Raw genomic sequence first — 24,376 nt, forward strand, 5'->3', positions numbered from 1 at the left:
GGCCAAGGTCCGCCAGGGCGCGTCCGGCTACGATATCGTGGTGCCGTCGGCCAGCGCCGTCCCGGTCTGGATCAGCGAAGGCCTGTTGCTCGAGACCGATCCCAGCAAGATGGAGAATTTCAAGAATGTCGATCCGCGATGGGTCGATGTCCCGTTCGATCCGGGCCGCAAATACACCGTTCCGTGGCAGTGGGGGACAACGGGCATTTCGGTGAACAAGTCGGTTTATGCCGGCGACCCGAACACCTCTGCGATCTTCCTCGACCCGCCGCCGGAACTCGCCGGCAAGATCAACGTCGTCCCCGAAATGGGCGATATCCTGTTCCTCGCCATCGCCTACGAGGGCGGCAAATATTGCACCGACGACATGCAAGTGCTGAAGAAGGTGCACGACAAGCTGATCGAGGCGAAGGCGAAATGGCTTTCGCTCGACTATGCGGCCGTCGACGGCCTGGGCAGGGGCGACATTGCCGCCGGCGTCAACTGGAATGGCATATCGCTGCGCGAGCGGCTGCAGAACGACAAGATCGTCTACGGCTATCCGAAGGAAGGCTTTCCGATCTGGATGGACAATGTCGCCGTCCTCAAGGACGCCAAGAATATCGAGAACGCCAAGCTTTTCCAGAATTTCATCATGGACCCAAAGAATGCCGCGATGATCTCGGCCTTCGCGCGCTACTCCAATGGCATCAAGGGATCCGACGCTTTCATGCCGGACGACATGAAGGCCGCGCCTGAAGTGGCAATTCCGGCCGAATTTGCCGCCAAGGGCCAGTTCATGCAGGCCTGTCCGCCGAATGTGCAGGCGCTCTACACGAAAATCTGGACCGACCTCCAGAAATAGCGCTGCCAGCCGACTCCGGGAACAGCCACCGGGCCGCAACGCGCGGCCCGGCCACCTTCATGCCAAGTGCGGTCTCTTGATCGCGGGAGACTTCCGATGTCCGATCTCGACCTTTGCTACATGCCGGCCCATGAGGCGCTGCGGCTGTTCAAGGCGAAGAAACTCTCGCCCGTCGAATTGATGCGGGCCACCATTCGCCGCGCCGAAGCCACCAGATCGGCGATCAACTGCTTCACGTTCACGCATTTCGAGGAGGCGATGGAGCTGGCCGCCAAGGCCGAGGCGAAATACGCCAAAGGCGCCAGAACCGGTGCGCTCGAGGGCCTGCCGATCGGCATCAAGGACGAGAGCTACATCAAGGGCAAGCCGACATCGCACGGTTCGCTGCTGTCGAAAGATGCCATTGGCGGCCACACCTCGACCATGAATGAGCGCATCATCAAGGCCGGCGGCATCGTCCACGCGCGTACCGCGACGCCAGAATTCAGCTGCGCCGGCTATACCTGGTCGAAGCGATGGGGCGTCACGCGCAATCCATGGAACCCGGACTTCACTCCGGGCGGTTCATCGGGCGGCGCGGCGGCGACGCTGGCTTCGGGCACCTCCTCGATCGCGACGGGATCCGACATTGGCGGGTCGATCCGCATTCCCGCATCGGCTTGCGGCCTTGTCGGCTTCAAGCCGCCCTACGGCCGAAACCCGGATGATCCGCCCTTCAATCTCGACTTCTACTGCCACACGGGACCGTTGGCGCGAACCGTGAAGGACGCGATCCTGCTGCAGAACGTCATGGCCGGGCCAAGCCCGCTCGACATCGCGACGCTTCGCCCCAAATTGCGCCTGCCGTCCGACTATAAGCCGATCCAGGGCTGGAGGATCGCTTTCTCCATGGATCTCGGCTCCTATGAGGTGAATCCGGAGGTTCGCAAGAACACGCTTACCGCGTGCGACGTCTTCCGGTCGCTGGGCGCCACTGTCGAGGAGGTCGATCTGGGCTGGGGCGATGAGGTGCTCAAGGCCGCCATGATGTATCTCGAGCATCTGTTCGGCGCGTCGCTCTCGCAACTGCTCCAACGGCACGCCGACGACATGACCAGCTATGCCCGCAAGTTCGCCGAGGACGGGCAAAAGTCGAAGGCCACGGATTTTGTCGCAACACTGGATGTCGCCGGCAGGATGTACCAGACCCTTGGCCCGTTGCTGGAAAAGTATGACGTGCTCATTTGCCCGACAAACGCTATCCCGGCGGTTCCGGCGGAGTTCGACCAGACCAGGGACACTGTCGAGATCAACGGGAAGCAGGTGAACCCGTCGCTGGGCTGGGTGATGACGACGCCGTTCAACATGATGAGCCGCTGCCCGGTTCTTTCCATGCCGTCTGGCCACGCCGCCAACGGCGTGCCGACAGGCATCCAGATCGTCGGCCGCACCTACTGCGATGCTGATGTTTTCCGGGCCGGGCTGGCCTATGAAACGGCTCGGGGGCAATGGTATGGAAATGCCGGGACACGCCCGTCGCTTTAAGCGGTTTGGGGGATGAGCAGGCGGTCCGTATGGCAAAGCAATCCGTGCGGCGAAATATTTCCGCCACGGGTCCGAAAGGGCTGACGAAAATGGCGCAGCGCAAGGCAACCGCAAAGCCGGAGAAACGCAAGGCCGCGGCGACGAAGGGCAGGGAGTCGGCAAACGATGCCCCGTCCAGGGACCGTCGGCGCGAACGCGGCGAAGCGAGCGTGCAGCGCATCATCGACGCCACCGTCGAGCTCATCGCGGAGGAGGGCCTGGCGAGTGTCACCATGCAGCGCATTGCCGAACATGTCGGCTCGTCCAACGCGCTGGTCGTCTTCCATTTTGGCAGCAAGGAGAACTTGTTCCGGGCCGTCCTGCAATATCTCAGCGACCAGTATGACGAGCTGTGGTTCAACCTGGTGCGGGCGCCCGGCCTCTCGCCGGTTGACAGGCTGCTGGGAGCCGTCGAATGCGCGCAACGTTTTGCCCGACAGCATCCGAAATGGGTGTCGGTCTTCGTCGTGTTCTCCAGCGACCGCAAGAGCATGCAGATCTACAATGAGATTGGCCTGCCCAGTGACCTCGCCTACACCGCCGAAGCGCGCGAGCTGTTGATCGAGATCGCGCGTGGCGGCGGCTATGCCGGCGTCGATATCAACACTCTCTCAGAGAGCCTGAATTACCTGGTTCACGGTGCATGGTATTGGGATCATCTGAACCCTTCCGGCCGCGATACCGACGTTCTGCGCAAGACGATGCTGCTCCTGCTGCATCAGGCATTTCCGCGACATTTCGAATTGATGCGTTGAGCCCGTTAGGGGCGCTGCCGCAAATGGCAGCCGGCCTGGCGCTTCCGCGCCAGGTACTCGTCGATCAGCTGGCGGTAGCGCACTCTGCCGAAGCTCGGGAAATGGCCACCATGCACGACCGAGACATCAAGGTCGCGCATGGCGATCAGCGTGGCCATATAGTCCGGGATGTCCGAGTGGTAGACGTCGTCGATCAGCGGGCCGTCATAGATGATGTCGCCGGACAGCAGGATGCCGGTCTTTGTCTCGTAGAGCGCGATGCCGCCAGGCGAATGGCCCGGCGTATGGACGACCTCGAAGGCACGGTCACCGAGATCCACAATATCGCCATGCTCGAGCAGACGGTCGGCCGGCGCGGGTAAAATGTCGTAGCGCGCGGTGTCCCAGCCTTGCGGCAGCCGATCGAACATTTCGTCGGTGGCGTAGCGGTCGGCAACCGTCCATTCGCTGCGCGGATCGGCGAGGATTTCCGCTTCGGCGCTGTGCACGCAACGGTCGGGAAATTCGTGGTGACAGCCGATATGGTCGAAATGCGTGTGGCTGGCGACGCAGATGAGCTTGCGCTCCGTCAAAGGCACATGCGTGCGCAGGCTGAAATGGCCGAGCCCGGTGTCGAAGAGGAGATCGCGGTCGCGACCGCGCACATGCCACATGTTGCAGCGGAAGAACGGTTTGATCCATGGTTCATGGATCAGCGTGACGCCGTCGGCCATGCGGATGGTCTCGTACCAGTCTGCCGCGTCGATAGCTGGAAGCACACTCATGTCTCAGTCCGCCAGCTGGATGATGTCGTCAGCGTTGCACGAAACCACGACAGTGTCGCCTGCCTGAACAGTTGTGGATGCGGGTGCCTTGGCGATGAACTGCAGTGCCGGATCCAACGCCGAAGTCGCCAGCACGCGTTTGAAGCTGCCTTGGAAGACGACATCGCTGACTTTGGCGGCACCCAGCGCAATATCGCTTTTGGTCTCACCAAGGCGCAGGTGTTCCGGCCGGATAGCAAGCGCAATGCCGGTACCGGCCGGCTGAGCGCCGGACAGCGAGATCGCACCCGCTGGCGTCGAAACCGTGATTGCACCGTTTGTTGCTTTCATCACCGTTCCGGCAAGGATCGTGCTTTCGCCCATGAAGGTCGCCGAAAAGCGCGTCGCCGGCCTGGCATAGACACGTTCGGGCGGGCCTTTGTCCTCGATGCGCCCATCATTCATGACCACGCAGTGGTCGGCCAGCGCCATCGCCTCCTCCTGGTCGTGGGTGACATGGATGAAGGCGGTGCCGACGCGCTTCTGGATCGCCTTCAACTCGTCCTGCATCTGCCGCCGCAGTTTGAGATCGAGCGCACCGAGCGGTTCGTCGAGCAAAAGTACCGCCGGCTCGATGACCAGCGCACGCGCCAGCGCGACGCGCTGCCGCTGGCCGCCGGAAAGCTGGTGCGGCTTCTTGTCGAAGGCGGAGGCAAGGCCTACCAGCGCCAGCGCCTCGCGCGCCCGGGCGGCGCGTGTTGCGCCATCGACGCCCTGCATACGCAGGCCGAAGCCGACATTGCCGGCGACGCTCATATGCGGAAACAGCGCGTAGTCCTGGAACACGGTTGTCGTCGGCCGCTTGGCCGGCGGCACCGATGTGCAGTCCTCGCCACGGATAAAGACTTTGCCTTCGCTTGGGGTGACGAAGCCGCCCAGTATGGACAGCAGCGTCGTCTTGCCGGAGCCCGACGGCCCGAGCAGGATCGTATAGCTGCCGGGCTCGATCCGCAGCGAGACGTTCTTCAGCACGGCCAGCTGCCCGAAACGGTGCGAGACACTGCGGATGTCGACCAGGGGCGCGGTCATGGCTTTCTCCTGCGCAGCAAAGTCAGTTCGAACAGCACCACCAGCACGATGGAAACGGCAAAGACCAGCGAACCGACGGCATTGGTTTTTGGATTGAGGCCGGAGCGCAGCAGGTTCCAGATTTCCACGGGCAATGTGGTGTCGAAACGAGTGAGTAGGAAAGAGATCACGAACTCGTCCCAGGAGAAGGTCATCGACAGGAAGAAGCCGGCGAAGATGGCCGGCGCCATGACCGGCACGGTGATGAGGAGCAGCACCTTCCACTCCGGCGCGCCGAGGTCGCGCGCGGCACGCTCGATGTTGATCTGATGGTCGCCCATCTGGCTGTAGATGATGGCAAAGCAGAGCGGCAGGTTGATCACGACATGGCCGACACCGGCGGCAAGCAGCGACTTCGGCACGCCGGCCCAGTTGAACAGCACCAGAAGCCCCATGCCGATGATGAGATAGCTGACCGTCAGCGGCAGCGTGATCAGGCCGCGCAGCACGCCCGAGCCCGGCAGCACGAAGCGGGCGAAGCCCCAGGCCGAGAGGAAGCTGAGCGTAACGGCGCTCGCCGAGGAAAGCACCGCGACCAGCAGCGAATTGACCAGCGCCGAGGTCAGCCTGGCGTCGGAGAGCACGGCATCGTACCAGCGCAGCGACGGGCCGGTGAAGGGCGGGATGGGGAAGGAGGTCGACTGCAACGAGAACAGCACCAGCACGACAACCGGCAGGAAGATGAAGCCGTAGACGGCAAGCGAATAGACCCAGGAAATGACGCGGACAGACCGGCGCATGTCAGGCCCGCTCGATCTTCAGCCAGCGCGCGCAGGCGAGGTAGGCGATGGTCACCACCGCCATCAAGATAATAGACAGCGCCGAGGCCAGCGGAAAATCGCCGCGCCGGCCGATCTGCATCATCACCAACTGCGGCATCAGAAGCTCGTTGTTGCCGCCGAGAATCTGCGGCGTGATGTAGTCGCCGATGCACAGCACGAAGGTCAGGAAGGCGCCGACCATGATGCCGGGCAAGGTCAGCGGCAGGATGACGTGCAGGAAGGTGCGCACCGGTCCGGCGCCGAGATCGGCGGCCGCCTTGCGATAGCTAGGGCTGAGCTGCTTGAGGTTGGCGAAAATGGTCAGCGTCAACAGCATGACGAAGAAATGCACGAAGCCGGTGACCGTGGCCAAACGCGTGTTGGCGAGCTGCAGCGGCTCCGAGATCAGGCCCGAACCTATCAGCGCGCGGTTGATGACGCCGTTCTGCGCCAGCACCAGCAGCCAGGAATAGGAGCGCACGACATAGGACGTCCAGAACGGCAGCACGGCCAGCATCAGCGCCAGGCGCTGCCAGCGCTCCGGCACCTGTTCGGCCAGGATCCAGGCGAAGGGGTAGGCGAGCAGCACCGAAACCACGGTGACGATTGCCGTGACCTGCAGCGAGTTCACCATCGCCTGCCAGTAGGAAGGGTTGGTGAAGAACTGGCTGTAGTTGGCGAGGGTGAAACCGCCGCCCTCATGCGTCGTCAGGCTGGAAAGCCCCATGGCGGCGAAGGGCAGCACGAAGAACAGCAGCGTCCAGCCGAGCGCGGGCATGACCAGCACCCAGGGCAGGGTGCGACCCGCCCGGGGCCGAGGACGCCCGTTGTTTTCAGTTGTGCTCATGAGCGGAGATCGCTCACTTTGCTTGCAGCATTTCGGTCCACATATCCTGCATCTTCTTGTCGAGGTCGGCATTGGGCGCCGGATAGGCTTGCGCACGAGCCAGGAAGCCCGGCTGCTCGTCGAACCGCAGGACCTTCTTCTGGTCGTCGGTGAGCGCGGCCTTGGTGTTCGACGGCATGCCCCAATAGCAGGACGATGTGGCAAGCCGCGCCTGGCCCTCGGGGCTCAGTATGTATTGGATAAACTTCAGCGCCATGTCCTTGTTCTTGGAATCCTTGAACATGGCCAGCGACTGCGACCACAGTACCGCGCCCTCTTTCGGGATGGAGAAATCCAGCGCTGGGTTCTCCTTCGCCAGTCCCGCCGTCACCCACTCGCCGCCGCCGACCAGTATGTCGACTTCACCCGTGGCGAGCGCGGTCTGACTGGCGGTTACTTCGCCGACCAGCTTGGCATTGGCCTTCATCTTCAGGAGCTCTTCCTTGAGGGCGGGCAGGTCGGCCTCGGTGAGATCAGCCGTCTTCTTGCCGATGGCCAGCGCCGCCATGCCGATGACCGGCAGGTAGTAATCGTATATGGCGACCTTGCCCTTGTACTTGTCGCTGGTCAGCGACGCCAAAGACTGCATGTCGGCCGGATCGACCTTGGTCTTGTTGAAGCCGATCGTGTTGTAGCCGAACTTTTCGGTGATGCCGTAGCGCTTGCCGTCGATCATCGTCGACTTGTCCATCTTCACTTGCGGGAAAAGGTCGGCGAAGGGCAGCTTGTCTTCCGGCAGCGGCTCGAACAGGCCTTTCTCGACGCCGCGCGGCACGTCGATCGAGTCGATCACCATCACGTCCCAGTCGCCGGGCTGGGACTGCTCGACGATGGCGAGACCAGCGCCGGTGCCCTCGAATTCCTTGACGTTGACCTTGACGTTGTTGGCCGTCTCGAAGGGCTGGAGCAGCGCCGGATCGGAATGGTCGCACCAGATCAGCGCGTTGAGATCGGCGGCCTGGGCGAGGCTGCCGCCCCCAAGCAGCAGGGCCGCGGTGGCGCAAGCTCGATGCAGATGGCGTTTCAGGCCAGAAAGCGGATTCGCGGATTTGACGGACATCGAGTGTTCTCCCTTGCCTTTGTGGCTTCTTGCAAAAAATTGAACCAATTCTAAAATTGAGTCAATTCTGTTTTTGTGGCAAGAGGCCGACATGAGCGGATTGAGGGCAAGGCAAAAGGCGGACCGTCACAGGCGCATCATCGAGGCGGCGGCGGCGCTTTTCCGCGAGACCGGTTACGAGGGCGCCAAGATCGAGACGATAGCGGCGCAAGCCGAAGTCTCGATCGGCACGATCTACAATTACTACCAGAACAAGGGCGACATCCTCGGTGCCATCGTCTCGCTCGAGGTCAGCGAGGTCCTCAATGCTGGACGCGGTGTCGTTGCCAACCCGCCGGCCAATATCGGCGATGCGCTGGACATGCTGGTCGGCATCTATATCGAGCACTCCCTGCATTATCTCAGCAAGGAGATGTGGCGGCAGGCGATGGCGATCTCGACGCAGCTGCCAGACAGCCCGTTCGGGCAGGCCTACAGCGCGCTCGACCGATCGCTGACCGAGCAGATACGCGCACTGATCGCCCGGCTGCAGGCGCTCGGCCTGGTACGTCAGGACATCGACGGGGCGTCACTCGGCGAACTGATCTTCAACAACATGAACATGATGTTCATCGAGTTCGTGAAACGCGAGAAGGCAGGAATACCGGAATTGCGCGCGGCGATAAGGCGGCAGAACCGGATATTGGTGGCGGCGATCGGGGTGTGAAACTAACTGTCAGGAGCAGGCAGCAGAAATCGCCGCTTCGACATCCGACGTGGCTCTCGCGAGCTTCACCTCTTGAGTTGAATTTAAAATATGATACAACCTGAAGGGGCATAAAAGGGGGATAAAGATGTCGTTTTCCATCTGGCATTGGGCAATAGTACTGTTGCTGATCGGCGTGCCTGTTTTCTTTGCCGTCCGGTCAGCCGCGAAGCCATCACAGAATCCAGCGACACTTGCGGGTTTCGGCGGCTGGTTGATGCTGCTGGCGATCGGTCAGACATTGTCACCGCTGCGTACGATCGCGGAATTGGCCAATTCGGTCGAAGGTTACCAGCAACTCGTGACCCTGCCGAATGGGGCTCTGGCGGCGTATGGCGAAGTTGCCCTCAATCTGGCGTTTCTGGCGCTTCAGCTGGTCGTGCTGGTTTCGATGCTGCGACGAAGCCACCGCTTCCCGCAATTGTTTCTGTTCCAGTGGTTTGCAATTCCGGTCGTGTTCATCTTGGACACGATCTGGATCTCATCGATTTTGGGCGTCTCGGTGAACCAAGCGCTTGCAGGCGATGCATTGGTGGCACCCATAGCCTCGTTTGTGGTGACCGGCATCTGGGCCGCTTATCTCCACAGGTCGATCAGGGTGAGAAATACGTTCACCAGGACGAACGTGTCTGCCCAAATCGCGAGCGCCTCGTAGAGGGGAGCGCCTGTGGTCGAATACAGTTTTGGGCTGCTGGGTCGTACACGTTAGGAACTGGTGCCCCCGGCAGGAATCGAACCCGCGACCTTCGGTTTACAAAACCGCTGCTCTACCAGCTGAGCTACAAGGGCATGGCGCCCCGTTAGCATATTTGTCGCGCCAGTAAAGACAAAACTCCGTTTTTCGGCTTCGTGCCCTGGTCGATGACGCGTGGGCCCCACGCTGAAATCCGCAAACGTGCTTCCTACATGTAAGGCAGGTGCAATCGCTTCGAACTGGAGTGTCGCATGATCAGGCTTGTCGTCATTCTTCCGATCGCCGTCATCGCCTGGATGCTGCTGGTGAAGCTCATCAGTGACGTGAAGAAGGCCAATGTCGACTGGACCGGCGTGACCACCATCATCGGCTTCATCGCGCTCGCCTTCTGGCTTCGCCATATCACCGGCATGGGATGAGGTCAGGAAGTAGTCAGTAGTCAGTAGTCAGTAGTGACCCGACGTTCGTGATCCTGTCTTCACTACTCACCACTCGCTTTTTCCGGCTCAGCCGGAAAATCTCCCCGGCCTTCGAACCTTTTGCCGCCCTCCGTCGACTGATCTCCAGAGGCGAATGGTCGCCTCGGTCAAGGATCCAGGAGATCATCATGTTCAAGCGCACGCTCACTTCCGCTCTCGTAGCCATTTTCGTCGCCACAGGCGCGCTGGCCGCCACGGTTCAGACGTCGTCAGCTTACGGTATGCACCACCACCATCATCATTACGAGGATTGGTCGTACTATTCAGACTACCCGGATTACCCTGATTACCCGGATTACTGGTGGCACCATCACCACCACCATCATCACCATCACATCATCGTCTACTGAACATAGCCTGACGGTGCGATCGAAGAAGGGCGGCTTCGGCCGCCCTTCTTGCGTCCGCGTGCCGCCATGCGCCGATTTCATCGTTGATGACTGGCGCCACGTGGCCACGTCGAGCTGGTCGATCTTTGTCCGCCCGAGAAATCTTTCGAACCTTTTTCCTTGTCACCGCGACAGATGATCAAGAGGCGGATGGATCGCCTCGGTCAATGAACCAAGGAGATCGTCATGTTCAAGCGCATACTCGTTTCCGGCCTCGTCGCCACCACTGTCGCCGCCACCGCTTTGGTCGGCACCGTTCAGCCCTCGGCGGCTCACTCGCATCACCACGACCTCGGCATCGGCATCGCCGCCGGTGTTGGCGGTTTCGTCCTCGGCAGCCTACTCGCCCAGCAGCAGCCGCGAACTGTCTATGTCGACGAAGATGGCGGTTCCTGGCATGTACGCCGCTGCTTCGAACGCTATTCGAGCTACGATCCGGACTCCGACACCTATATCGGCCACGACGGCTACAGCCACTACTGCCGTCTTTGAGAGAAGGTGTGCCAACACAGGCAAGAGGGGCTGCACGCGGCCCCTTTTCCTCGTTTGAACGCCGGAAGGTCGCGTTTAGAGACTAGCCTTCAGTTTGGAGTCCAGGATCGCTAATCCGGCGGCACGGCAGGTGTCGCCAATGAGGAGGCTCGCATTCGGTGACTGGTCACCCATCGCGACGAGTTCGAAGCTGCTTCCCGCCTCGGGATAGATCTTGGCGGCAAAAGGTTCGTCGGTGCCATGGTCGCCGGAAGATTTCTTGACGCTGACATGGCCGCAGATCACGATCTCCCGGTGGCCGTTGCGGGTCCGCTCGCCGGCAAGCATCGTCCCGAACCTGGCGGAGGCAGGGTCCTCCAGGCGCCGGCGATGCCCGTGGTGACGATCTCCTCCAGAGCAAGCGAGATCGGGATCGGATTGACGCGCTGGTCCCCAGGATCGGGTTTGGGCGCTGCCGCCACACATCCGCAATGTGAAGCGGCAAGCAGAAGCGGAACCGTTTTCCTCATGCGTGCCCTTTCGCATGCATTCCAATCACGCCGCTTGTCGTCGGCCTTTGGCGCGGCAACCCACGATGTATAGGCATTTGATGCGCGTCCAGCGGGCCAAACTCCTATCAGCGACAAGAGCGCGCTGCAGCCGATCAGCCCGTTGTCCCGCCGATCATCCTGGTTACCTCTGCCGCCGCATTGCGCACCATCGGGCCGATTTCGGCCAGCCGCTCCGGCGTCACCCGCACGGTCGGGCCCGACACCGAGACGCCACCGATCGGTTCGCCGAACTCGTTGAAGATGGCCGCCGCCACGCAGCGCATGCCGGGGTGCCGTTCCTCGTCGTCGACCGACCAGCCGCGCTGCTTGATCGTCGCCAGGTCGTGGGCGAGGGCAGGGATCTCGGAGAGCGTCTTGTCAGTGAAACGCTGCAGGCCGGCCTTGCGCAGGATGGTCCCGACGCGCTCCGGTTCGAGATGCGCCAGCACCGCCTTGCCGATGCCGGACGCATGGAAGGGGCTGCGCGTGCCCGGACGAAAGAAGGCGCGGATCGCCTGATGCGTCTCGACCTGGCTCACGAACACCACGCAATCATCTTCGGCGACCCCGAGATTTGCCGTTTCGCCGGTGTTCTCCATCAATTCCTGCATAACGATGCGGGCGCGGTCGACCAGCTTGCGGCGGCGCAGGAATGCCGCGCCCATGCGGTAAGTCTCGACACCGATCGACCACAGCTGGTCGCTCGTGTCGAACTCGACCATGCCGTGGTTTTGAAGCGTCGTCAGCATGCGGTAGGCGGTGGAGGCCGCAAGCCCGCTCCGCGCTGATATCTCGCTCAGCGACAGGCCGCTACCCTCGGCGACGATGGCCAGGATCCGCAAGGCCCGATCGAGCGATTGAACCGAATTGGCCTCGGATGGCCCGTTGAAGGCGCGCGGGCGGCCGCGCTGTCGTTTTTCGGGGGTTTCCATTGCACATTGTCACCGATTTCGCCGAGCAAGGAAATGAAAAAGTTTTCCACCGCTATCGGCGAGCAAATTCCTGAAAAACCGGAAGGCAAATAAAATCAATGCATAGCGGCCGTTTTCTAGAAATGAAAAAATATTCTGAAAAAATTGAAAAATAGCCGGCTTGCTGACATCCTTAGTCAATCCAACAACGACAACCCCTGTGGAGGGCCGGAAAATGGCCAGGATGCGCGCTGTCGATGCCGCGGTTCTCGTTCTCGAAAAAGAAGGCATCTCCTGCGCCTTCGGCGTGCCGGGCGCGGCGATCAATCCGCTCTATTCGGCGCTGAAGGCGAGGGGCACTATCCGCCATGTCCTGGCCCGTCACGTCGAGGGCGCCTCGCACATGGCCGAAGGCTACACCCGCGCAAAGGCGGGCAATATCGGGCTGTGCATCGGCACCTCGGGTCCCGCCGGCACCGACATGATCACCGGTCTCTATTCGGCTGCCGCCGATTCCATTCCGATCCTGTGCATCACCGGGCAGGCGCCGCGTGCGCGGCTCAACAAAGAGGATTTCCAGGCCGTCGACATCGCCGCGATCGCGTCGCCTGTCGCCAAATGGGCGGTCACAGTCATGGAACCCTATCTGGTGCCGATGGCGCTGCAGAAGGCATTCCACCTGATGCGCTCGTCGCGGCCGGGCCCAGTGCTGATCGACCTGCCGGTCGACGTCCAACTGGCCGAGATCGAGTTCGACATCGAGGCCTATGAGCCGCTGATGCCATTCAAACCGGCGATGACGCGCGCGCAGGCCGAAAAGGCGCTGACCATGCTCAATGCCGCCGAAAAGCCGCTGATCGTCGCCGGTGGCGGCATCATCAATGCCGATGCGTCGGATCTGCTGATCGAATTCGCCGAAATCACGGGCGTGCCGGTCATCCCGACGCTGATGGGCTGGGGCGCGATCCCCGACGACCACCGGCTAATGGCTGGGATGTGCGGGCTGCAGACCTCGCACCGCTACGGCAATGCGACGATGCTGGAAGCCGACTTCGTCTTCGGCATCGGCAACCGCTGGGCCAACCGCCACACCGGCTCGGTCGACGTCTACACCAAGGGCAAGAAATTCATCCATGTCGACATCGAGCCGACGCAGATCGGCCGCGTCTTCGCGCCGGATCTTGGTGTCGTCTCGGATGCGGGTGCCGCATTGAAGGTGCTGCTCGACGTCGCCACCGAGTGGAAGACGGCTGGCAAATTGCGCGACTGGTCGGGCTGGGCGAGGGAGTGCCAGGGCCGCAAGAAGACGATGAAGCGCAAGACCCATTTCGAACAGGTGCCGCTGAAGCCGCAGCGTGTCTATGAGGAGATGAACAAGGCGTTCGGCCGCGACGCCACCTACGTCACCACGATCGGCCTGTCGCAGATTGCCGGCGCGCAGTTCCTGCATGTCTACAAGCCGCGCAACTGGATCAATTGCGGCCAGGCCGGCCCGCTTGGCTGGACGCTGCCGGCAGCACTTGGCGTTCGCGCCGCCGATCCGGACCGCACCATCGTGGCCCTGTCGGGCGACTATGATTTCCAGTTCATGATCGAGGAACTGGCGGTCGGCGCGCAGCACAGACTGCCTTACATCCACGTCGTCGTGAACAACGCCTATCTCGGCCTGATCCGCCAGGCGCAGCGCGGCTTCTCGATGGACTACGAGGTCAGCCTTGCCTTCGAAAACATCAACCGCGCCGACGACCCCGAAGCCGGTTATGGCGTTGACCATGTCGCCGTTGCCGAGGCCATGGGCTGCAAGGCGGTCAGGGTGCGCAAGCCCGAGGAATTCGCCGCCGCCTTCAAGCAAGCGCAGCGGCTGATGAAGGAACACCGGGTCCCGGTCGTGCTCGAATTCATCCTCGAACGCGTCACCAACATCTCGATGGGCACCGAGATCGACAAGATCACCGAATTCGAGGACCTTGCCGAACGTCAGGAAGACGCGCCGACTGCGATCGTCATGTTGGATTAGGAGAGAAGAATGCCGCGTTTTTCAGCCAATCTGTCGATGCTCTTTGGCGAGCACGATTTCCTCGACCGTTTTGACGCAGCCGCCCGCGCGGGCTTCAAGGGCGTCGAATATATCGGCCCCTATGATCATGCGCCTGATGTGGTGGCCGCGAGGCTGAAGAAGAACGGCCTGACGCAGGTTCTGTTCAACCTGCCGGCCGGCGACTGGGGCAAGGGCGAGCGCGGTATCGCCGTGCTGCCGGACCGTGTGCCGGAATTTCGCCAGGGCATCGCCAAGGCGATCACCTATGCGCAGGCGCTCGGCTGCGAGCAGGTTAATTGCCTGGCCGGCATCGCGCCGGCCGGTGTCAACCGCAAGGTGCTGGAAGACGTCTTTGCCGAAAACCTCGCCTTCGCGGCGGAGAAATTGGAGCAGGCCGGCATCAGGCTGCTGATCGAGCCGATCAACACGCGCGACATTCCAGGCTTCTTCCTGAACTATTCGGAGCAGGCGCTGGCGGTCATCGATCGTGTCGGCTCAAAAAACCTGTTCCTGCAATATGACATCTATCACATGCAGGTCATGGAGGGGGATCTCGCCCGGAAAATCGAGGCAAACCTCGGCCGCATCGCGCATATCCAGCTTGCGGACAATCCCGGCCGTCACGAGCCGGGGACGGGCGAGATCAACTATCCCTTCCTCTACGAGCACATCGACCGCCTCGGCTATTCCGGCTGGATCGGCGCCGAATACAAGCCGAAGGCCGGCACGGAGGCCGGATTAGGCTGGTTCAGCGAGTTCGCCGGGCAGGGGAGCGCTGCGGCTTAGGCGGATTTCCAACCACGGCTGGCGCTGTCCCTCACCCTTTATCCTCTCCCCGTGAAGAACGGGGAGAGGGGGCCGCCTGCGCTGGAGCTTTGTCCCTTCTCCCCGTCTTTCACGGGGAGAAGGTGCCGGGAGGCGGATGAGGGGCAGCGCCGACCTTCGATACATTTGAACAGAGACCTTCAGGAGAAGATCAATGGAAACCATCGGCTTCATCGGCCTCGGCATCATGGGTGCGCCGATGGCAGGGCATCTGCTCGACGCCGGTTATACGATCATCGCAAGCGACCACCGCTCCAAGCCACCGGCAGAGTTGGCCGCCAAAGGCCTGAAAACCGTCACCGGCCATGCCGCCGTGGCCAAGGCTGCCGACATCGTCATCACCATGGTGCCCGACACGCCGCAGGTGGCCGATGTGCTGTTCGGCGAGAACGGCGTTGCGTCAGGCCTGACCAAGGGCAAGCTGGTGATCGACATGAGCTCGATCTCGCCGATCGAGACCAAGATATTCGCGGGGAAGATCAATGATCTCGGCTGCGACTATCTCGATGCGCCGGTTTCGGGCGGCGAGGTCGGCGCCAAGGCGGCGTCGCTCACCATCATGGTCGGCGGCGAGGAAAAGGCATTTGAACGCGCCAGGCCGGTTTTCGAGAAGATGGGCAAGAACATCACGCTGGTCGGACCGAACGGTGTTGGCCAGACTACCAAGGTCGCCAACCAGATCGTCGTCGCGCTGACCATTGAAGCCGTCGCCGAAGCGCTTGTTTTCGCGTCGAAAGCCGGCGCCGATCCGGCAAAGGTCAGGCAAGCCTTGATGGGCGGGCTGGCGGCCTCGCGCATCCTCGAAGTGCATGGCGAGCGCATGGTCAAGCGCACCTTCGCGCCGGGCTTCCGCATCGAACTGCACCAGAAGGATCTGAATCTGGCGCTGGAGGGCGCCAAGGCGCTCGGCGTGTCGCTGCCCAACACCTCGACCACCCAGCAACTGTTCAATTCCTGCGCGGCCAATGGTGGTGCCAAGGAGGATCACTCGGCCTTGGTCCGGGCGCTGGAGCGGATGGCCAATTTCGAGGTCGGCAGTGAGGCAGCCGGACTCGAAGGCAAAGCGGCATAGGTCCGGAGGCGGCGGCATAACGTTCCCAAGCCGCCACTTCTTGCCCTACCAAGAACGGGTTTCGGCTGATGTCGCCGAAACCCGTTTCTCGTTTCGTGACCTTCCCGGCAGGCGGCTCTGCCGTTTCCCGCTCAGCCGCGCTTCAAAAATGCCCGCGCGGCATAGAGACTGACCGCCGCCGCGTTCGACACGTTGAGCGAGCGGATGGCGCCGGGCATGTCGAGCCGCGCCAGCGTGGTCACGGTCTCGCGCGTCTTCTGGCGCAGGCCCTTGCCCTCGGCGCCGAGCACCAGCGCTATCTTCTCGCCGGCAAAGCTGGTCTCGATTTCCGCTGGCCCGTCCGAATCAAGACCGATCGTCTGGAAGCCGGCCTCGTGCAATTGCCCGAGCGCGTCGGCGAGATTCTTCACCTCGATCTGGTCGATATGCTCCAGCGCGCCGGAGGCGGATTTCGCCAGCACGCCCGATTCCTGCGGGCTGTGACGCGCGGTGGTGATCAACGCGCCGGCGCCGAAGGCGACCGCCGAGCGCAGGATGGCACCGACATTGTGCGGGTCGGTGACCTGGTCGAGCACCAGCACCAGCCTTGTGTCACCGAGCGCGTCGAGGCGCTTGGGCTTCAGCGGTTCCGCCTCGATCAGCACCCCTTGGTGCACGGCATCCGATCCGGTGATCTTGTCGATGTCCCTGGGTTCGACCAGTTCCGCCTTGAAGGACAGGGCGGCGAGGTCGGCTATGTCAAGACGCTCGGCCGCATTGCGCGTCACCAGCATTTTCCGGATCTTGCGGCGCGGATTGTCGAGCGCGGCACGCACCGTGTGCAGGCCATAAAGTCGCACCACGCCATCGGCGGCATTCTCGCCCGGCGGAACGGACTGGCGCGGCCGGAACGCCGGCGCGCCGCCGCTTTTCTCGTCGCGATGGGCGCGGCGCAGTTTGGCGTAGTGGGTGTCTTTCGGCGTGTTGGTCTTGTTGCTCATGGCTGGCTTCTATAGCTGGGTCCCGCAGCCAGGGATATGGCCCGTCGCCGCAGCCGGCGAACAACATCGAAAAACCCTTCCGGCGCGGTTGACACCCACTGGCCTTGCCGCCATAAGGCGCTTCGCTGATTTCGGAGAAGACATCTATCTCGGGTCCGGATCGGCGTGAATGCCTCGTTGCATGGCTCCGGCGGCAGACTGGAGAGGTGCCCGAGTGGTTAAAGGGGACGGACTGTAAATCCGTTGGCTTAGCCTACGTTGGTTCGAATCCAACCCTCTCCACCACTGCCGGCCCGGAAGCCCTGAAACGAGAAAAGCATCGGAGGCGAAAAGCGCATGGCGCTTTTCGGGTGAATCCGGTACTTCAGTGCAAGGCGCGGGTATAGCTCAGTGGTAGAGCAGCAGCCTTCCAAGCTGAATATGCGGGTTCGATTCCCGCTACCCGCTCCAGAATCTCTTCCTCATCATTGCTAGACCCCACGCTGCACGGCAAAGCGCGCAGCGCTTCAGGGCATGCGTGCGTTAACTGTTGAACGCGGAGGCCACCTGGTGTTGCGGCGGCAACTGACCGTTTGGCGTCAGTCTGTCGACGATGCCGGGCAGGGCGGTGGAAAGCTGCTTGAGCAGTTCCTGCTCGTCCATGCCGGTGCGCTGCGCGATCTCATGGATGACCTGCGGCCCGAGTGCTGCACCCAGATCATTGGCGTTGATCGACTGGTTCTGCCCGGTGCCGACCCAGGAATCGGCGACATTGCCATGGCCGGCGTCCCTGAGCTTGCCGAGCAGGCCGCCCAGACCGCCGAGCAGGCCACCGTCGCCGGGTTTGGCTTCGGTCGGAGCAGGCGCTTGAGTCTGCTGGTCCGGCTGGTCGGCGCTTCTGCCGCTCAGCATCTTGCCGACCAGCAGCGCGCCGAGCGCGATCATCAGCGGTTTGGTGATGTTGCCGCCGGGAACGGCGTTGTCGAAAAGTCCCATAGTGGATCCTCCATCTCAACCAAGCCCGGCCCATGTCCAACAATGACGCATGCAGGCAGAATTTCAAGCTGGCTTGAGCTTTTGACAATCATATGAAAATGTCGGGTTGGCAGGGGATGGAGAGGAAAAAATGGGTATCATCAGCTGGATCATTCTCGGCGTGATCGCCGGCTTCATCGGCAGCAAGATCGTCAACAAGACCGGCCAGGGCCTGATTATGGACATCGTGCTCGGCATCGTCGGTGCCGTTGTCGGCGGCCTGATCTTCAGTGCTTTCGGTGCATCGGGGGTCACCGGCCTCAACATCTGGAGCCTGATTGTTGCGGTGGTCGGCGCCGTCGTCGTGCTGTGGGCGTATCACCAGTTCAGCGGCAAGCGCACCATCTAGACGCGTCGGCTCTTCGTCTGCCATCTGCGGGCGTTGGATGGAGCCGTGTTTGCGGCTCCATCCGCCGGCCGGTCTGCGTATTGACTCAAGCGACCAAGGCGAGCCGGCGCTTGCGTTCGTTGAGCGACACGATGGCGAGCCCGCTGGCGACGACAAGCAGGATACCGCAGACGGCCAGCGCATTGGGAAATTGTCCAAATACGAGCAGGCCAGAAATGACCGCCCAGACGGTGAAGCAGTAGTAAAATGGCGCCACGGCGCTGGTCGGTCCGATGCGGTAGGCCATGAAGATGAAGAAATGGCCGAAGATCAGGAAAAATCCGGCGCCGGCCATCAGCAGCAGGTGACGCGTCTCGGGCGCCACCCAGCGCTCCGAAACCAGATGTGCCGCACCCGAGCCGATCAGCACCACCACGACGGCGGAAATCGCCACGATCATTCCCGGCACCTCGGCCGAAACGCGCCTGCCGGCAAGGTCGCGCGCGGCTGCCAGTGCCGCATTGCCGAGCGCAAGCAGGGCGTAGACCGAAATGCCCTGCATGGTCGGCTGCGCCACCATCAATGCGCCGATGAAGCCGAGCCCGATCAGCGCCATGCGTTGGCCGCCGATGCGCTCCCCGAACAGGACCGAGGAGCCGACCAGCATCAGCAGCGGCGTGATCTGTCCGAGCGCGGTGGAATCCGCGATCTGCATGTTAGCGAGCGCCACGACATAGCAAAGGATCGCCGCCAGTTCGAGCAGGTTCCTGCGCAGCACTTGGCCGTCGAAGATCAGGGGGATCTGTTTGCCGTGGCCAAGGAGAAACAGCAGCGGAAAGCCCCAGAGCGTTGCGGCCGCGCCGCGCAGAAACAGCACTTCGTAGGAGGGCAGGCCCGTGGTCGCGAGTTTCATCATCGTATCGTTGACGAGATACGATCCGGTCGAGACGATCATGAAAAGCGGGCCGCGAACGGTCGTCGGAAGGAAATGCATCCGGTCAGGAAATCAGACCTCGCCAGCGGCTGCAATGGGCCATCAACTGGCCGTGAACCAGACAGCGATTGGCGGGAACAGAGCGCGATACCGGCTTCGATCGGTCGGCTCCGCGCCCATTTCATTTTTGTCCCGAACCTTCCTATATCGGCGTCATATCCCCGCAATCGGATCGCTGGTTCGGACCGAGTGAGACTGCACCCGGCCAAAAGACGCTTGTGTTTTTTGGCCTTTGTCGCTAATCGCCCCGCATTCGACTGAACTGAAGGTCCAGGCCGTCCAAGGAAAGAGACTATGGCAAAAGGTAAATTCGAGCGCACTAAGCCTCATGTGAACATCGGCACGATTGGTCACGTTGACCATGGCAAGACGTCGCTGACGGCGGCGATCACGAAGTATTTTGGCGAGTACAAGCGCTACGACCAGATCGATGCGGCGCCGGAAGAGAAGGCGCGCGGCATCACGATCTCGACGGCTCACGTCGAATACGAGACGGCCAACCGCCACTATGCGCACGTCGACTGCCCCGGCCACGCCGACTATGTGAAGAACATGATCACCGGTGCGGCGCAGATGGACGGCGCGATCCTGGTGGTGTCGGCCGCCGACGGCCCGATGCCGCAGACCCGCGAGCACATCCTGCTGGCCCGCCAGGTCGGCGTGCCGTCGATCGTGGTGTTTTTGAACAAGGTCGACCAGGTCGATGACGCCGAGCTGCTGGAGCTGGTCGAGCTCGAGGTTCGCGAGCTGCTGTCGAAGAACGAATTCCCCGGCGACGACATTCCGATCGTCAAGGGTTCGGCCTTGGCCGCGCTCGAGGATTCGAACAAGACGATCGGCGAGGACGCGATCCGCGAGCTGATGGCTCAGGTCGACGCCTACATCCCGACGCCGGTCCGTCCACTCGACAAGCCGTTCCTGATGCCGATCGAGGACGTGTTCTCGATCTCGGGCCGCGGCACGGTGGTGACCGGCCGCGTCGAGCGCGGCGTGGTCAAGGTCGGCGAGGAACTGGAAATCATCGGCATCCGTCCGACGACCAAGACGACCTGCACGGGCGTCGAGATGTTCCGCAAGCTGCTCGACCAGGGCCAGGCCGGCGACAACATCGGCGCGCTGCTGCGCGGCGTTGATCGTGAAGGCGTCGAGCGCGGCCAGGTTCTGGCCAAGCCCGGCACGGTGAAGCCGCACAAGAAGTTCGTGGCCGAAGCCTACATCCTGACCAAGGACGAGGGTGGCCGTCACACGCCGTTCTTCACCAACTACCGTCCGCAGTTCTACTTCCGCACGACCGACGTGACCGGCATCGTGTCGCTGCCGGCCGGCACCGAGATGGTGATGCCCGGCGACAACATCACGGTCGATGTCGAACTGATCGTGCCGATCGCCATGGAAGAGAAGCTGCGCTTCGCCATCCGTGAAGGCGGCCGCACCGTCGGTGCCGGCATCGTCGTCACCATCAAAGAATAATCGATCCGGCGCTGCCGGTTCGGTAAGGAAAGGGCGGTCTTCGGGCCGCCTTTTTTGTTTTCGGCGCGGCGTGGCCTGGGAACTGCGTCTCACTCCCAAAGCTGCCGCAAGCCCCGTCGCAGTGAGGAGTGTAGGGTGCTCCGGAGGAGCTTTGCCAAGAGTGCCCAGCCGAAACTGGCCATCGAGGCAGGTTGAGCCACGCTCGATTTTGCCGCTATCGTGGCCGTTGGCAGCGCAGGGGCCGGCGGAGGATCGAGAATGAGCCAGGACGTTCCGACACTGTATGAATGGGCGGGCGGCATCGAGGCGCTGAACCGCCTGACCGAAACCTTCTACGACAAGGTGGCGAAGGACCCGATCGTCGGGCCGGTCTTCAAGCACATGTCGCCAGATCACCCCGCCCATGTCGCGGCCTTCATCGGCGAGGTTTTCGGCGGGCCGAAAACCTACAGCGAAAAGTTCGGCGGCCACCGCGAGATGGTCATGCATCATCTGGGCAAGCATTTGACCGAAGAGCAGCGCCGCCGCTGGATCAACCTCCTGGCCGACGCCGCGGATGCCGTCGGTCTGCCCGACGATCCCGAATTCCGTTCCGCCTTCATGGGCTATGTCGAATGGGGATCGCGATTGGCGAAGATGAATTCCAATCTAGGCGAGACCTGCGATCCGGAGACAGAACCGATGCCAGCCTGGGGCTGGGGCGTGCCTGGCGGCCCGCACAAGCCGCCAGCCGGGAAATCGTAATCGTTGCATGCCGGGCCGACAGCGCGACCTTTGCCGACGGCAGAGAATCTGGATTTCTGGCGAAGAAAATGAAACTGCATCCGGCTGCTCTTTACAGAGCGCACGGAAGCTTTTAGGAAGCGCCTGTTGCGCCGACACGCGTACGTTACGGGCATAGCTCAGTTGGTAGAGCGGCGGTCTCCAAAACCGCAGGTCGTAGGTTCGAGCCCTGCTGCCCGTGCCATTTTCGAAATGGCTATCAGAAACGACGTTTTTTGCCGGTGGCCTTTGAAATTTGGCGACCCGCTTGCCATATTGACACAGTTGAGGCATAAGGCCTGTATAGCCGGGACGGAACGACTGGATGGTTCCGAGGCGGCGTTTGGTCATAAAGCGGACACTTGCCACTTGCGTGGATCAAGAATCGGTTTTATGTAGACAGGACAGACACGCGGCGCGTGGAGCTGGGAAGCCGGCTTTACGCGTCTGATTTGCATGGGCGAAATGATTGCGCTGATTCGGCGCGAAAGTGGACCCAGGCGGCACGTCCCGGCCAGCGGGATCATCCAGGGGACCCGGCCAACGGGTCTTGAAGACAGGCGGCATATGGCTTCGAAAACCACAAATCCATTCGTCTTTCTCCAGCAGGTGCGCGCGGAGACAGCCAAGGTGACTTGGCCGTCGCGGCGCGAGACGATGATCTCGACGGTGATGGTTCTGGCCTTCGCTGTGATCGCGATGCTCTTTTTCTTCACCGCCGATCAGCTCATGGGCCTCGCGGTCGAGCAGATTCTGGGAATTGGACGCTAAGTCCGGCGATTACGGAGAAGTCGTAAAATGGCTACGCGCTGGTACATCGTCCACGCTTATTCGAACTTTGAAAAGAAGGTCGCCGAGGACATCGAGAACAAGGCCAAGCAGAAAGGCCTGTCCGCAGATATCGAGCAGATCGTGGTGCCGACCGAGAAGGTCGTCGAGGTCCGTCGCGGCCGCAAGGTCGATGCCGAACGCAAATTCTTCCCGGGCTATGTGCTCTTGAAGGCCAACCTGACCGATGCCGTGTTCTCGCTGGTGAAGAACACACCGAAGGTCACCGGCTTTCTCGGCGACTCCAAGCCGGTGCCGATCACCGAGGCGGAAGCGCAGCGCATCCTGAATCAGGTGCAGGAAGGCGTCGAGCGGCCGAAGCCCTCGGTCACCTTCGAGATCGGTGAGGCGATCCGCGTCTCGGACGGTCCCTTCGCGTCGTTCAATGGTTTCGTCCAGGAAGTGGACGAGGAGCGGGCGCGGCTCAAGGTGGAAGTTTCGATCTTCGGGCGCGCCGTGCCTGTCGATCTGGAATTCGGACAGGTCGAAAAGGGCTGATCCGAAATCCTTGGCGCCTGTCGGCGATCAGGGGAGGCGGCGCGGAGGCGCGCGGCCTTGGGAACGGTGGAAGGCGAATGTGGCTTTAGCCGGCCGCGGGAACCGCACCACCAGACTGCAACCGCCGGTGTTTCCCAGGTCGTGGAGCCGGCATAGACAAAGGCAGGAATAGAGATGGCTAAGAAAATTGCAGGCCAGCTCAAGCTCCAGGTCTCCGCGGGTTCGGCTACGCCGTCGCCCCCGATTGGCCCGGCGCTTGGTCAGCGCGGCATCAACATCATGGAGTTCTGCAAGGCGTTCAACGCGCAGACCCAGGAAATGGAAAAGGGATCGCCGGTTCCGGTGGTCATTACCTACTATCAGGACAAGTCGTTCACCTTCGTCATGAAGACGCCGCCGGTGAGCTACTTCCTGAAGAAGGCTGCGAACCTGAAGTCTGGTTCGAAGGAACCCGGCAAGGTCAAGGCCGGTACTGTTTCGCGCGACAAGATTCGCGAGATCGCTACCGCCAAGATGAAGGATTTGAACGCAAACGACGTCGAAGCGGCCATGCGCATGGTCGAGGGCTCTGCCCGTTCGATGGGTCTGGAAGTGGTGGGCTGAGATCATGGCAAAGATTGCAAAGCGTGTATCCAAGTCCCGCGAAGGCATCGATCCCAACAAGGCCTATGCCCTGGGTGAAGCGCTGAAGCTGCTCAAGGACCGTTCGTCGGTCAAGTTCGACGAGACCGTCGAAGTCGCCATGAACCTCGGTGTCGACCCGCGCCATGCCGACCAGATGGTCCGCGGCGTGGTCAACCTGCCGAACGGCACCGGCCGCTCGGTTCGCGTCGCCGTGTTCGCCCGTGGCGACAAGGCGGAGGAAGCCAAGGCCGCTGGCGCCGACATCGTCGGTGCGGAAGACCTGGTCGACATCGTCCAGAAGGGCACGATCGATTTCGATCGCTGCATCGCTACGCCGGACATGATGCCGCTCGTCGGTCGTCTCGGTAAGGTGCTCGGCCCGCGCGGCATGATGCCGAACCCGAAGGTCGGCACCGTCACCACCGACGTCGCCGCCGCCGTCAAGGCATCGAAGGGCGGCGCGGTCGAGTTCCGCGTCGAGAAGGCGGGCATCGTGCATGCCGGCGTCGGCAAGGTCTCGTTCGATGTCAAGGCGCTGGAAGAGAACGTCCGCGCCTTCGCCGATGCGGTGACCAAGGCAAAGCCGGCTGGCGCCAAGGGCAACTACGTCAAGAAGGTGTCCGTCACCTCGACGATGGGCCCGGGCCTCAAGTTGGATGTCTCGACGCTCGCCGCGTCCTGATCGAATTTTTTGGGCCAGCCGCACGCGGCTGACCTTTGAAGTGAATTCCGGGCCTTGGACTTGTCCTGGGCCCGGTACCGGGAGCCGGAAGGCTTCCGGACATCCTGTCCGAGATTGCAGGCGGCCCTCAGCCTTAATTCGTCTGGGCCTGCATGAGACGGGTGAAGACCTGACAACGGAGCGACTGCTCCAATGAAGGGTTCGAACCGTGTTTGCCTTTTGTCTGCGCATCGCCGGCTTGGCCGTCGATGTGGCGAAAGGGGGCAGGATCCTCGAGCGTC

The 24,376-nt window shown here is 62.0% G+C and carries 28 protein-coding genes and 4 tRNA genes; 21 read left to right on the forward strand and 11 right to left on the reverse strand.

The window, feature by feature from the left end:
• The 3 genes from FJ938_RS25260 to FJ938_RS25270 form a co-directional block, all read left to right on the forward strand.
• Positions 1 to 844, forward strand: an 844-nt coding sequence (locus FJ938_RS25260) for an extracellular solute-binding protein (protein ID WP_140698572.1), incomplete at its 5' end; no start/stop codon positions are given.
• Positions 845 to 940: 96 nt separating this feature from the next.
• Positions 941 to 2,368, forward strand: coding sequence for an amidase (locus tag FJ938_RS25265; RefSeq protein WP_140698575.1), 1,428 nt, complete (start codon positions 941 to 943; stop codon positions 2,366 to 2,368).
• Between the two features lie 29 nt (positions 2,369 to 2,397).
• On the forward strand, positions 2,398 to 3,162 hold the full coding sequence (locus FJ938_RS25270; RefSeq protein WP_246673507.1) for a TetR/AcrR family transcriptional regulator: 765 nt from the start codon (positions 2,398 to 2,400) through the stop codon (positions 3,160 to 3,162).
• Positions 3,163 to 3,167: 5 nt separating this feature from the next.
• On the opposite strand, the gene FJ938_RS25275 is transcribed toward FJ938_RS25270, so the two are convergent.
• The 5 genes from FJ938_RS25275 to FJ938_RS25295 are packed head-to-tail and all read right to left on the reverse strand — an operon-like array spanning position 3,168 to position 7,740.
• A complete protein-coding gene (locus tag FJ938_RS25275) occupies positions 3,168 to 3,926 on the reverse strand; it encodes an MBL fold metallo-hydrolase (RefSeq protein WP_140698578.1) in 759 nt (252 codons plus the stop codon).
• 3 nt (positions 3,927 to 3,929) lie between these two features.
• On the reverse strand, positions 3,930 to 4,994 hold the full coding sequence (locus FJ938_RS25280; protein WP_140698581.1) for an ABC transporter ATP-binding protein: 1,065 nt from the start codon (positions 4,992 to 4,994) through the stop codon (positions 3,930 to 3,932).
• Entirely contained in the window at positions 4,991 to 5,773 is a 783-nt protein-coding gene (locus FJ938_RS25285; protein ID WP_140698583.1) for an ABC transporter permease, read from the reverse strand. Before FJ938_RS25285 ends, FJ938_RS25280 begins: the two co-directional genes overlap by 4 nt.
• 1 nt (position 5,774) lies before the next feature.
• Positions 5,775 to 6,641, reverse strand: coding sequence for an ABC transporter permease (locus FJ938_RS25290; RefSeq protein ID WP_140609751.1), 867 nt, complete (start codon positions 6,639 to 6,641; stop codon positions 5,775 to 5,777).
• A gap of 13 nt (positions 6,642 to 6,654) precedes the next feature.
• Positions 6,655 to 7,740, reverse strand: a complete 1,086-nt coding sequence (locus FJ938_RS25295; RefSeq protein ID WP_140698586.1) for a spermidine/putrescine ABC transporter substrate-binding protein — start codon at positions 7,738 to 7,740, stop codon at positions 6,655 to 6,657.
• Between the two features lie 91 nt (positions 7,741 to 7,831).
• On the opposite strand from FJ938_RS25295, the gene FJ938_RS25300 reads away from it, so the two are divergent.
• Positions 7,832 to 8,446 carry a TetR/AcrR family transcriptional regulator gene (locus FJ938_RS25300; protein ID WP_140698588.1) on the forward strand — a complete coding sequence of 205 codons (615 nt, stop codon included), beginning with the start codon at positions 7,832 to 7,834 and terminating at the stop codon, positions 8,444 to 8,446.
• Positions 8,447 to 8,573: 127 nt separating this feature from the next.
• Positions 8,574 to 9,140: a DUF2569 family protein gene (locus FJ938_RS25305; protein ID WP_140698591.1), complete on the forward strand. Its 567-nt coding sequence runs from the start codon at positions 8,574 to 8,576 to the stop codon at positions 9,138 to 9,140.
• Between the two features lie 58 nt (positions 9,141 to 9,198).
• On the opposite strand, the gene FJ938_RS25310 is transcribed toward FJ938_RS25305, so the two are convergent.
• A tRNA-Thr gene (locus FJ938_RS25310) sits at positions 9,199 to 9,274 on the reverse strand.
• A 156-nt stretch (positions 9,275 to 9,430) separates the two neighbouring features.
• Between FJ938_RS25310 and FJ938_RS25315 the strand changes: the two genes are divergently transcribed.
• The 3 genes from FJ938_RS25315 (at position 9,431) to FJ938_RS25325 (ending at position 10,539) form a co-directional block, all read left to right on the forward strand.
• Positions 9,431 to 9,598 carry a hypothetical protein gene (locus FJ938_RS25315; RefSeq protein ID WP_140698594.1) on the forward strand — a complete coding sequence of 56 codons (168 nt, stop codon included), beginning with the start codon at positions 9,431 to 9,433 and terminating at the stop codon, positions 9,596 to 9,598.
• A gap of 188 nt (positions 9,599 to 9,786) precedes the next feature.
• The gene (locus FJ938_RS25320; RefSeq protein WP_140698597.1) at positions 9,787 to 10,008 is read left to right on the forward strand and encodes a hypothetical protein; all 222 of its coding nucleotides are present in this window, start codon (positions 9,787 to 9,789) and stop codon (positions 10,006 to 10,008) included.
• Positions 10,009 to 10,233: 225 nt separating this feature from the next.
• Positions 10,234 to 10,539, forward strand: coding sequence for a BA14K family protein (locus tag FJ938_RS25325; RefSeq protein ID WP_140609755.1), 306 nt, complete (start codon positions 10,234 to 10,236; stop codon positions 10,537 to 10,539).
• Between the two features lie 75 nt (positions 10,540 to 10,614).
• Here the strand turns inward: FJ938_RS25325 and FJ938_RS30140 are convergent, their stop codons facing one another.
• Together FJ938_RS30140 and bhcR are read right to left on the reverse strand one after the other, a co-directional pair.
• Positions 10,615 to 10,866, reverse strand: a complete 252-nt coding sequence (locus FJ938_RS30140) for a hypothetical protein (RefSeq protein WP_246673509.1) — start codon at positions 10,864 to 10,866, stop codon at positions 10,615 to 10,617.
• Positions 10,867 to 11,182: 316 nt separating this feature from the next.
• The gene (bhcR, locus tag FJ938_RS25335) at positions 11,183 to 12,001 is read right to left on the reverse strand and encodes an HTH-type transcriptional regulator BhcR (RefSeq protein ID WP_140698600.1); all 819 of its coding nucleotides are present in this window, start codon (positions 11,999 to 12,001) and stop codon (positions 11,183 to 11,185) included.
• Between the two features lie 214 nt (positions 12,002 to 12,215).
• Here bhcR and gcl point away from each other — a divergent pair, with 214 nt between their 5' ends.
• From gcl to FJ938_RS25350, 3 genes are all read left to right on the forward strand, one after another.
• Positions 12,216 to 13,997: a glyoxylate carboligase gene (gcl, locus tag FJ938_RS25340; RefSeq protein ID WP_140698603.1), complete on the forward strand. Its 1,782-nt coding sequence runs from the start codon at positions 12,216 to 12,218 to the stop codon at positions 13,995 to 13,997.
• 9 nt (positions 13,998 to 14,006) lie between these two features.
• Positions 14,007 to 14,804, forward strand: coding sequence for a 2-oxo-tetronate isomerase (gene otnI, locus FJ938_RS25345; protein ID WP_140698606.1), 798 nt, complete (start codon positions 14,007 to 14,009; stop codon positions 14,802 to 14,804).
• A 193-nt stretch (positions 14,805 to 14,997) separates the two neighbouring features.
• Positions 14,998 to 15,915 carry a 2-hydroxy-3-oxopropionate reductase gene (locus FJ938_RS25350; protein WP_140698609.1) on the forward strand — a complete coding sequence of 306 codons (918 nt, stop codon included), beginning with the start codon at positions 14,998 to 15,000 and terminating at the stop codon, positions 15,913 to 15,915.
• Positions 15,916 to 16,046: 131 nt separating this feature from the next.
• Here FJ938_RS25350 and FJ938_RS25355 read toward each other — a convergent pair whose 3' ends face one another.
• Complete coding sequence (locus FJ938_RS25355; RefSeq protein ID WP_140698612.1) at positions 16,047 to 16,895, reverse strand: RNA methyltransferase; 849 nt, start codon at positions 16,893 to 16,895, stop codon at positions 16,047 to 16,049.
• Positions 16,896 to 17,095: 200 nt separating this feature from the next.
• On the opposite strand from FJ938_RS25355, the gene FJ938_RS25360 reads away from it, so the two are divergent.
• Both FJ938_RS25360 and FJ938_RS25365 read left to right on the forward strand, forming a co-directional pair.
• Positions 17,096 to 17,180 (forward strand) — tRNA-Tyr (locus tag FJ938_RS25360).
• Between the two features lie 91 nt (positions 17,181 to 17,271).
• Positions 17,272 to 17,345, forward strand: a tRNA-Gly gene (locus FJ938_RS25365).
• A gap of 72 nt (positions 17,346 to 17,417) precedes the next feature.
• Here FJ938_RS25365 and FJ938_RS25370 read toward each other — a convergent pair.
• The gene (locus FJ938_RS25370) at positions 17,418 to 17,870 is read right to left on the reverse strand and encodes a YidB family protein (RefSeq protein ID WP_140698615.1); all 453 of its coding nucleotides are present in this window, start codon (positions 17,868 to 17,870) and stop codon (positions 17,418 to 17,420) included.
• A gap of 130 nt (positions 17,871 to 18,000) precedes the next feature.
• Here FJ938_RS25370 and FJ938_RS25375 point away from each other — a divergent pair, with 130 nt between their 5' ends.
• Positions 18,001 to 18,258 (forward strand): GlsB/YeaQ/YmgE family stress response membrane protein, encoded by a 258-nt coding sequence (locus FJ938_RS25375; RefSeq protein WP_140609805.1) that lies wholly within the window; start codon positions 18,001 to 18,003, stop codon positions 18,256 to 18,258.
• 85 nt (positions 18,259 to 18,343) lie between these two features.
• On the opposite strand, the gene FJ938_RS25380 is transcribed toward FJ938_RS25375, so the two are convergent.
• Positions 18,344 to 19,231: a DMT family transporter gene (locus tag FJ938_RS25380; protein WP_140698618.1), complete on the reverse strand. Its 888-nt coding sequence runs from the start codon at positions 19,229 to 19,231 to the stop codon at positions 18,344 to 18,346.
• 294 nt (positions 19,232 to 19,525) lie between these two features.
• Here FJ938_RS25380 and tuf point away from each other — a divergent pair, with 294 nt between their 5' ends.
• From tuf to rplA, 7 genes are all read left to right on the forward strand, one after another.
• Positions 19,526 to 20,701 (forward strand): elongation factor Tu, encoded by a 1,176-nt coding sequence (gene tuf / locus FJ938_RS25385; RefSeq protein ID WP_010909256.1) that lies wholly within the window; start codon positions 19,526 to 19,528, stop codon positions 20,699 to 20,701.
• A gap of 258 nt (positions 20,702 to 20,959) precedes the next feature.
• On the forward strand, positions 20,960 to 21,445 hold the full coding sequence (locus FJ938_RS25390; protein WP_140698621.1) for a group II truncated hemoglobin: 486 nt from the start codon (positions 20,960 to 20,962) through the stop codon (positions 21,443 to 21,445).
• A gap of 147 nt (positions 21,446 to 21,592) precedes the next feature.
• A tRNA-Trp gene (locus tag FJ938_RS25395) sits at positions 21,593 to 21,668 on the forward strand.
• A 362-nt stretch (positions 21,669 to 22,030) separates the two neighbouring features.
• On the forward strand, positions 22,031 to 22,234 hold the full coding sequence (gene secE, locus FJ938_RS25400; RefSeq protein ID WP_140609826.1) for a preprotein translocase subunit SecE: 204 nt from the start codon (positions 22,031 to 22,033) through the stop codon (positions 22,232 to 22,234).
• A gap of 27 nt (positions 22,235 to 22,261) precedes the next feature.
• Positions 22,262 to 22,789 carry a transcription termination/antitermination protein NusG gene (nusG, locus tag FJ938_RS25405; RefSeq protein ID WP_015317996.1) on the forward strand — a complete coding sequence of 176 codons (528 nt, stop codon included), beginning with the start codon at positions 22,262 to 22,264 and terminating at the stop codon, positions 22,787 to 22,789.
• A gap of 174 nt (positions 22,790 to 22,963) precedes the next feature.
• Positions 22,964 to 23,392 (forward strand): 50S ribosomal protein L11, encoded by a 429-nt coding sequence (rplK, locus tag FJ938_RS25410; protein ID WP_140698624.1) that lies wholly within the window; start codon positions 22,964 to 22,966, stop codon positions 23,390 to 23,392.
• Between the two features lie 4 nt (positions 23,393 to 23,396).
• Entirely contained in the window at positions 23,397 to 24,095 is a 699-nt protein-coding gene (gene rplA, locus FJ938_RS25415; RefSeq protein WP_140609809.1) for a 50S ribosomal protein L1, read from the forward strand.
• The last annotated feature ends 281 nt before the right edge of the window (positions 24,096 to 24,376 follow it).

Source organism: Mesorhizobium sp. B2-4-14 (genome assembly GCF_006442155.1).
GTDB lineage: Bacteria > Pseudomonadota > Alphaproteobacteria > Rhizobiales > Rhizobiaceae > Mesorhizobium.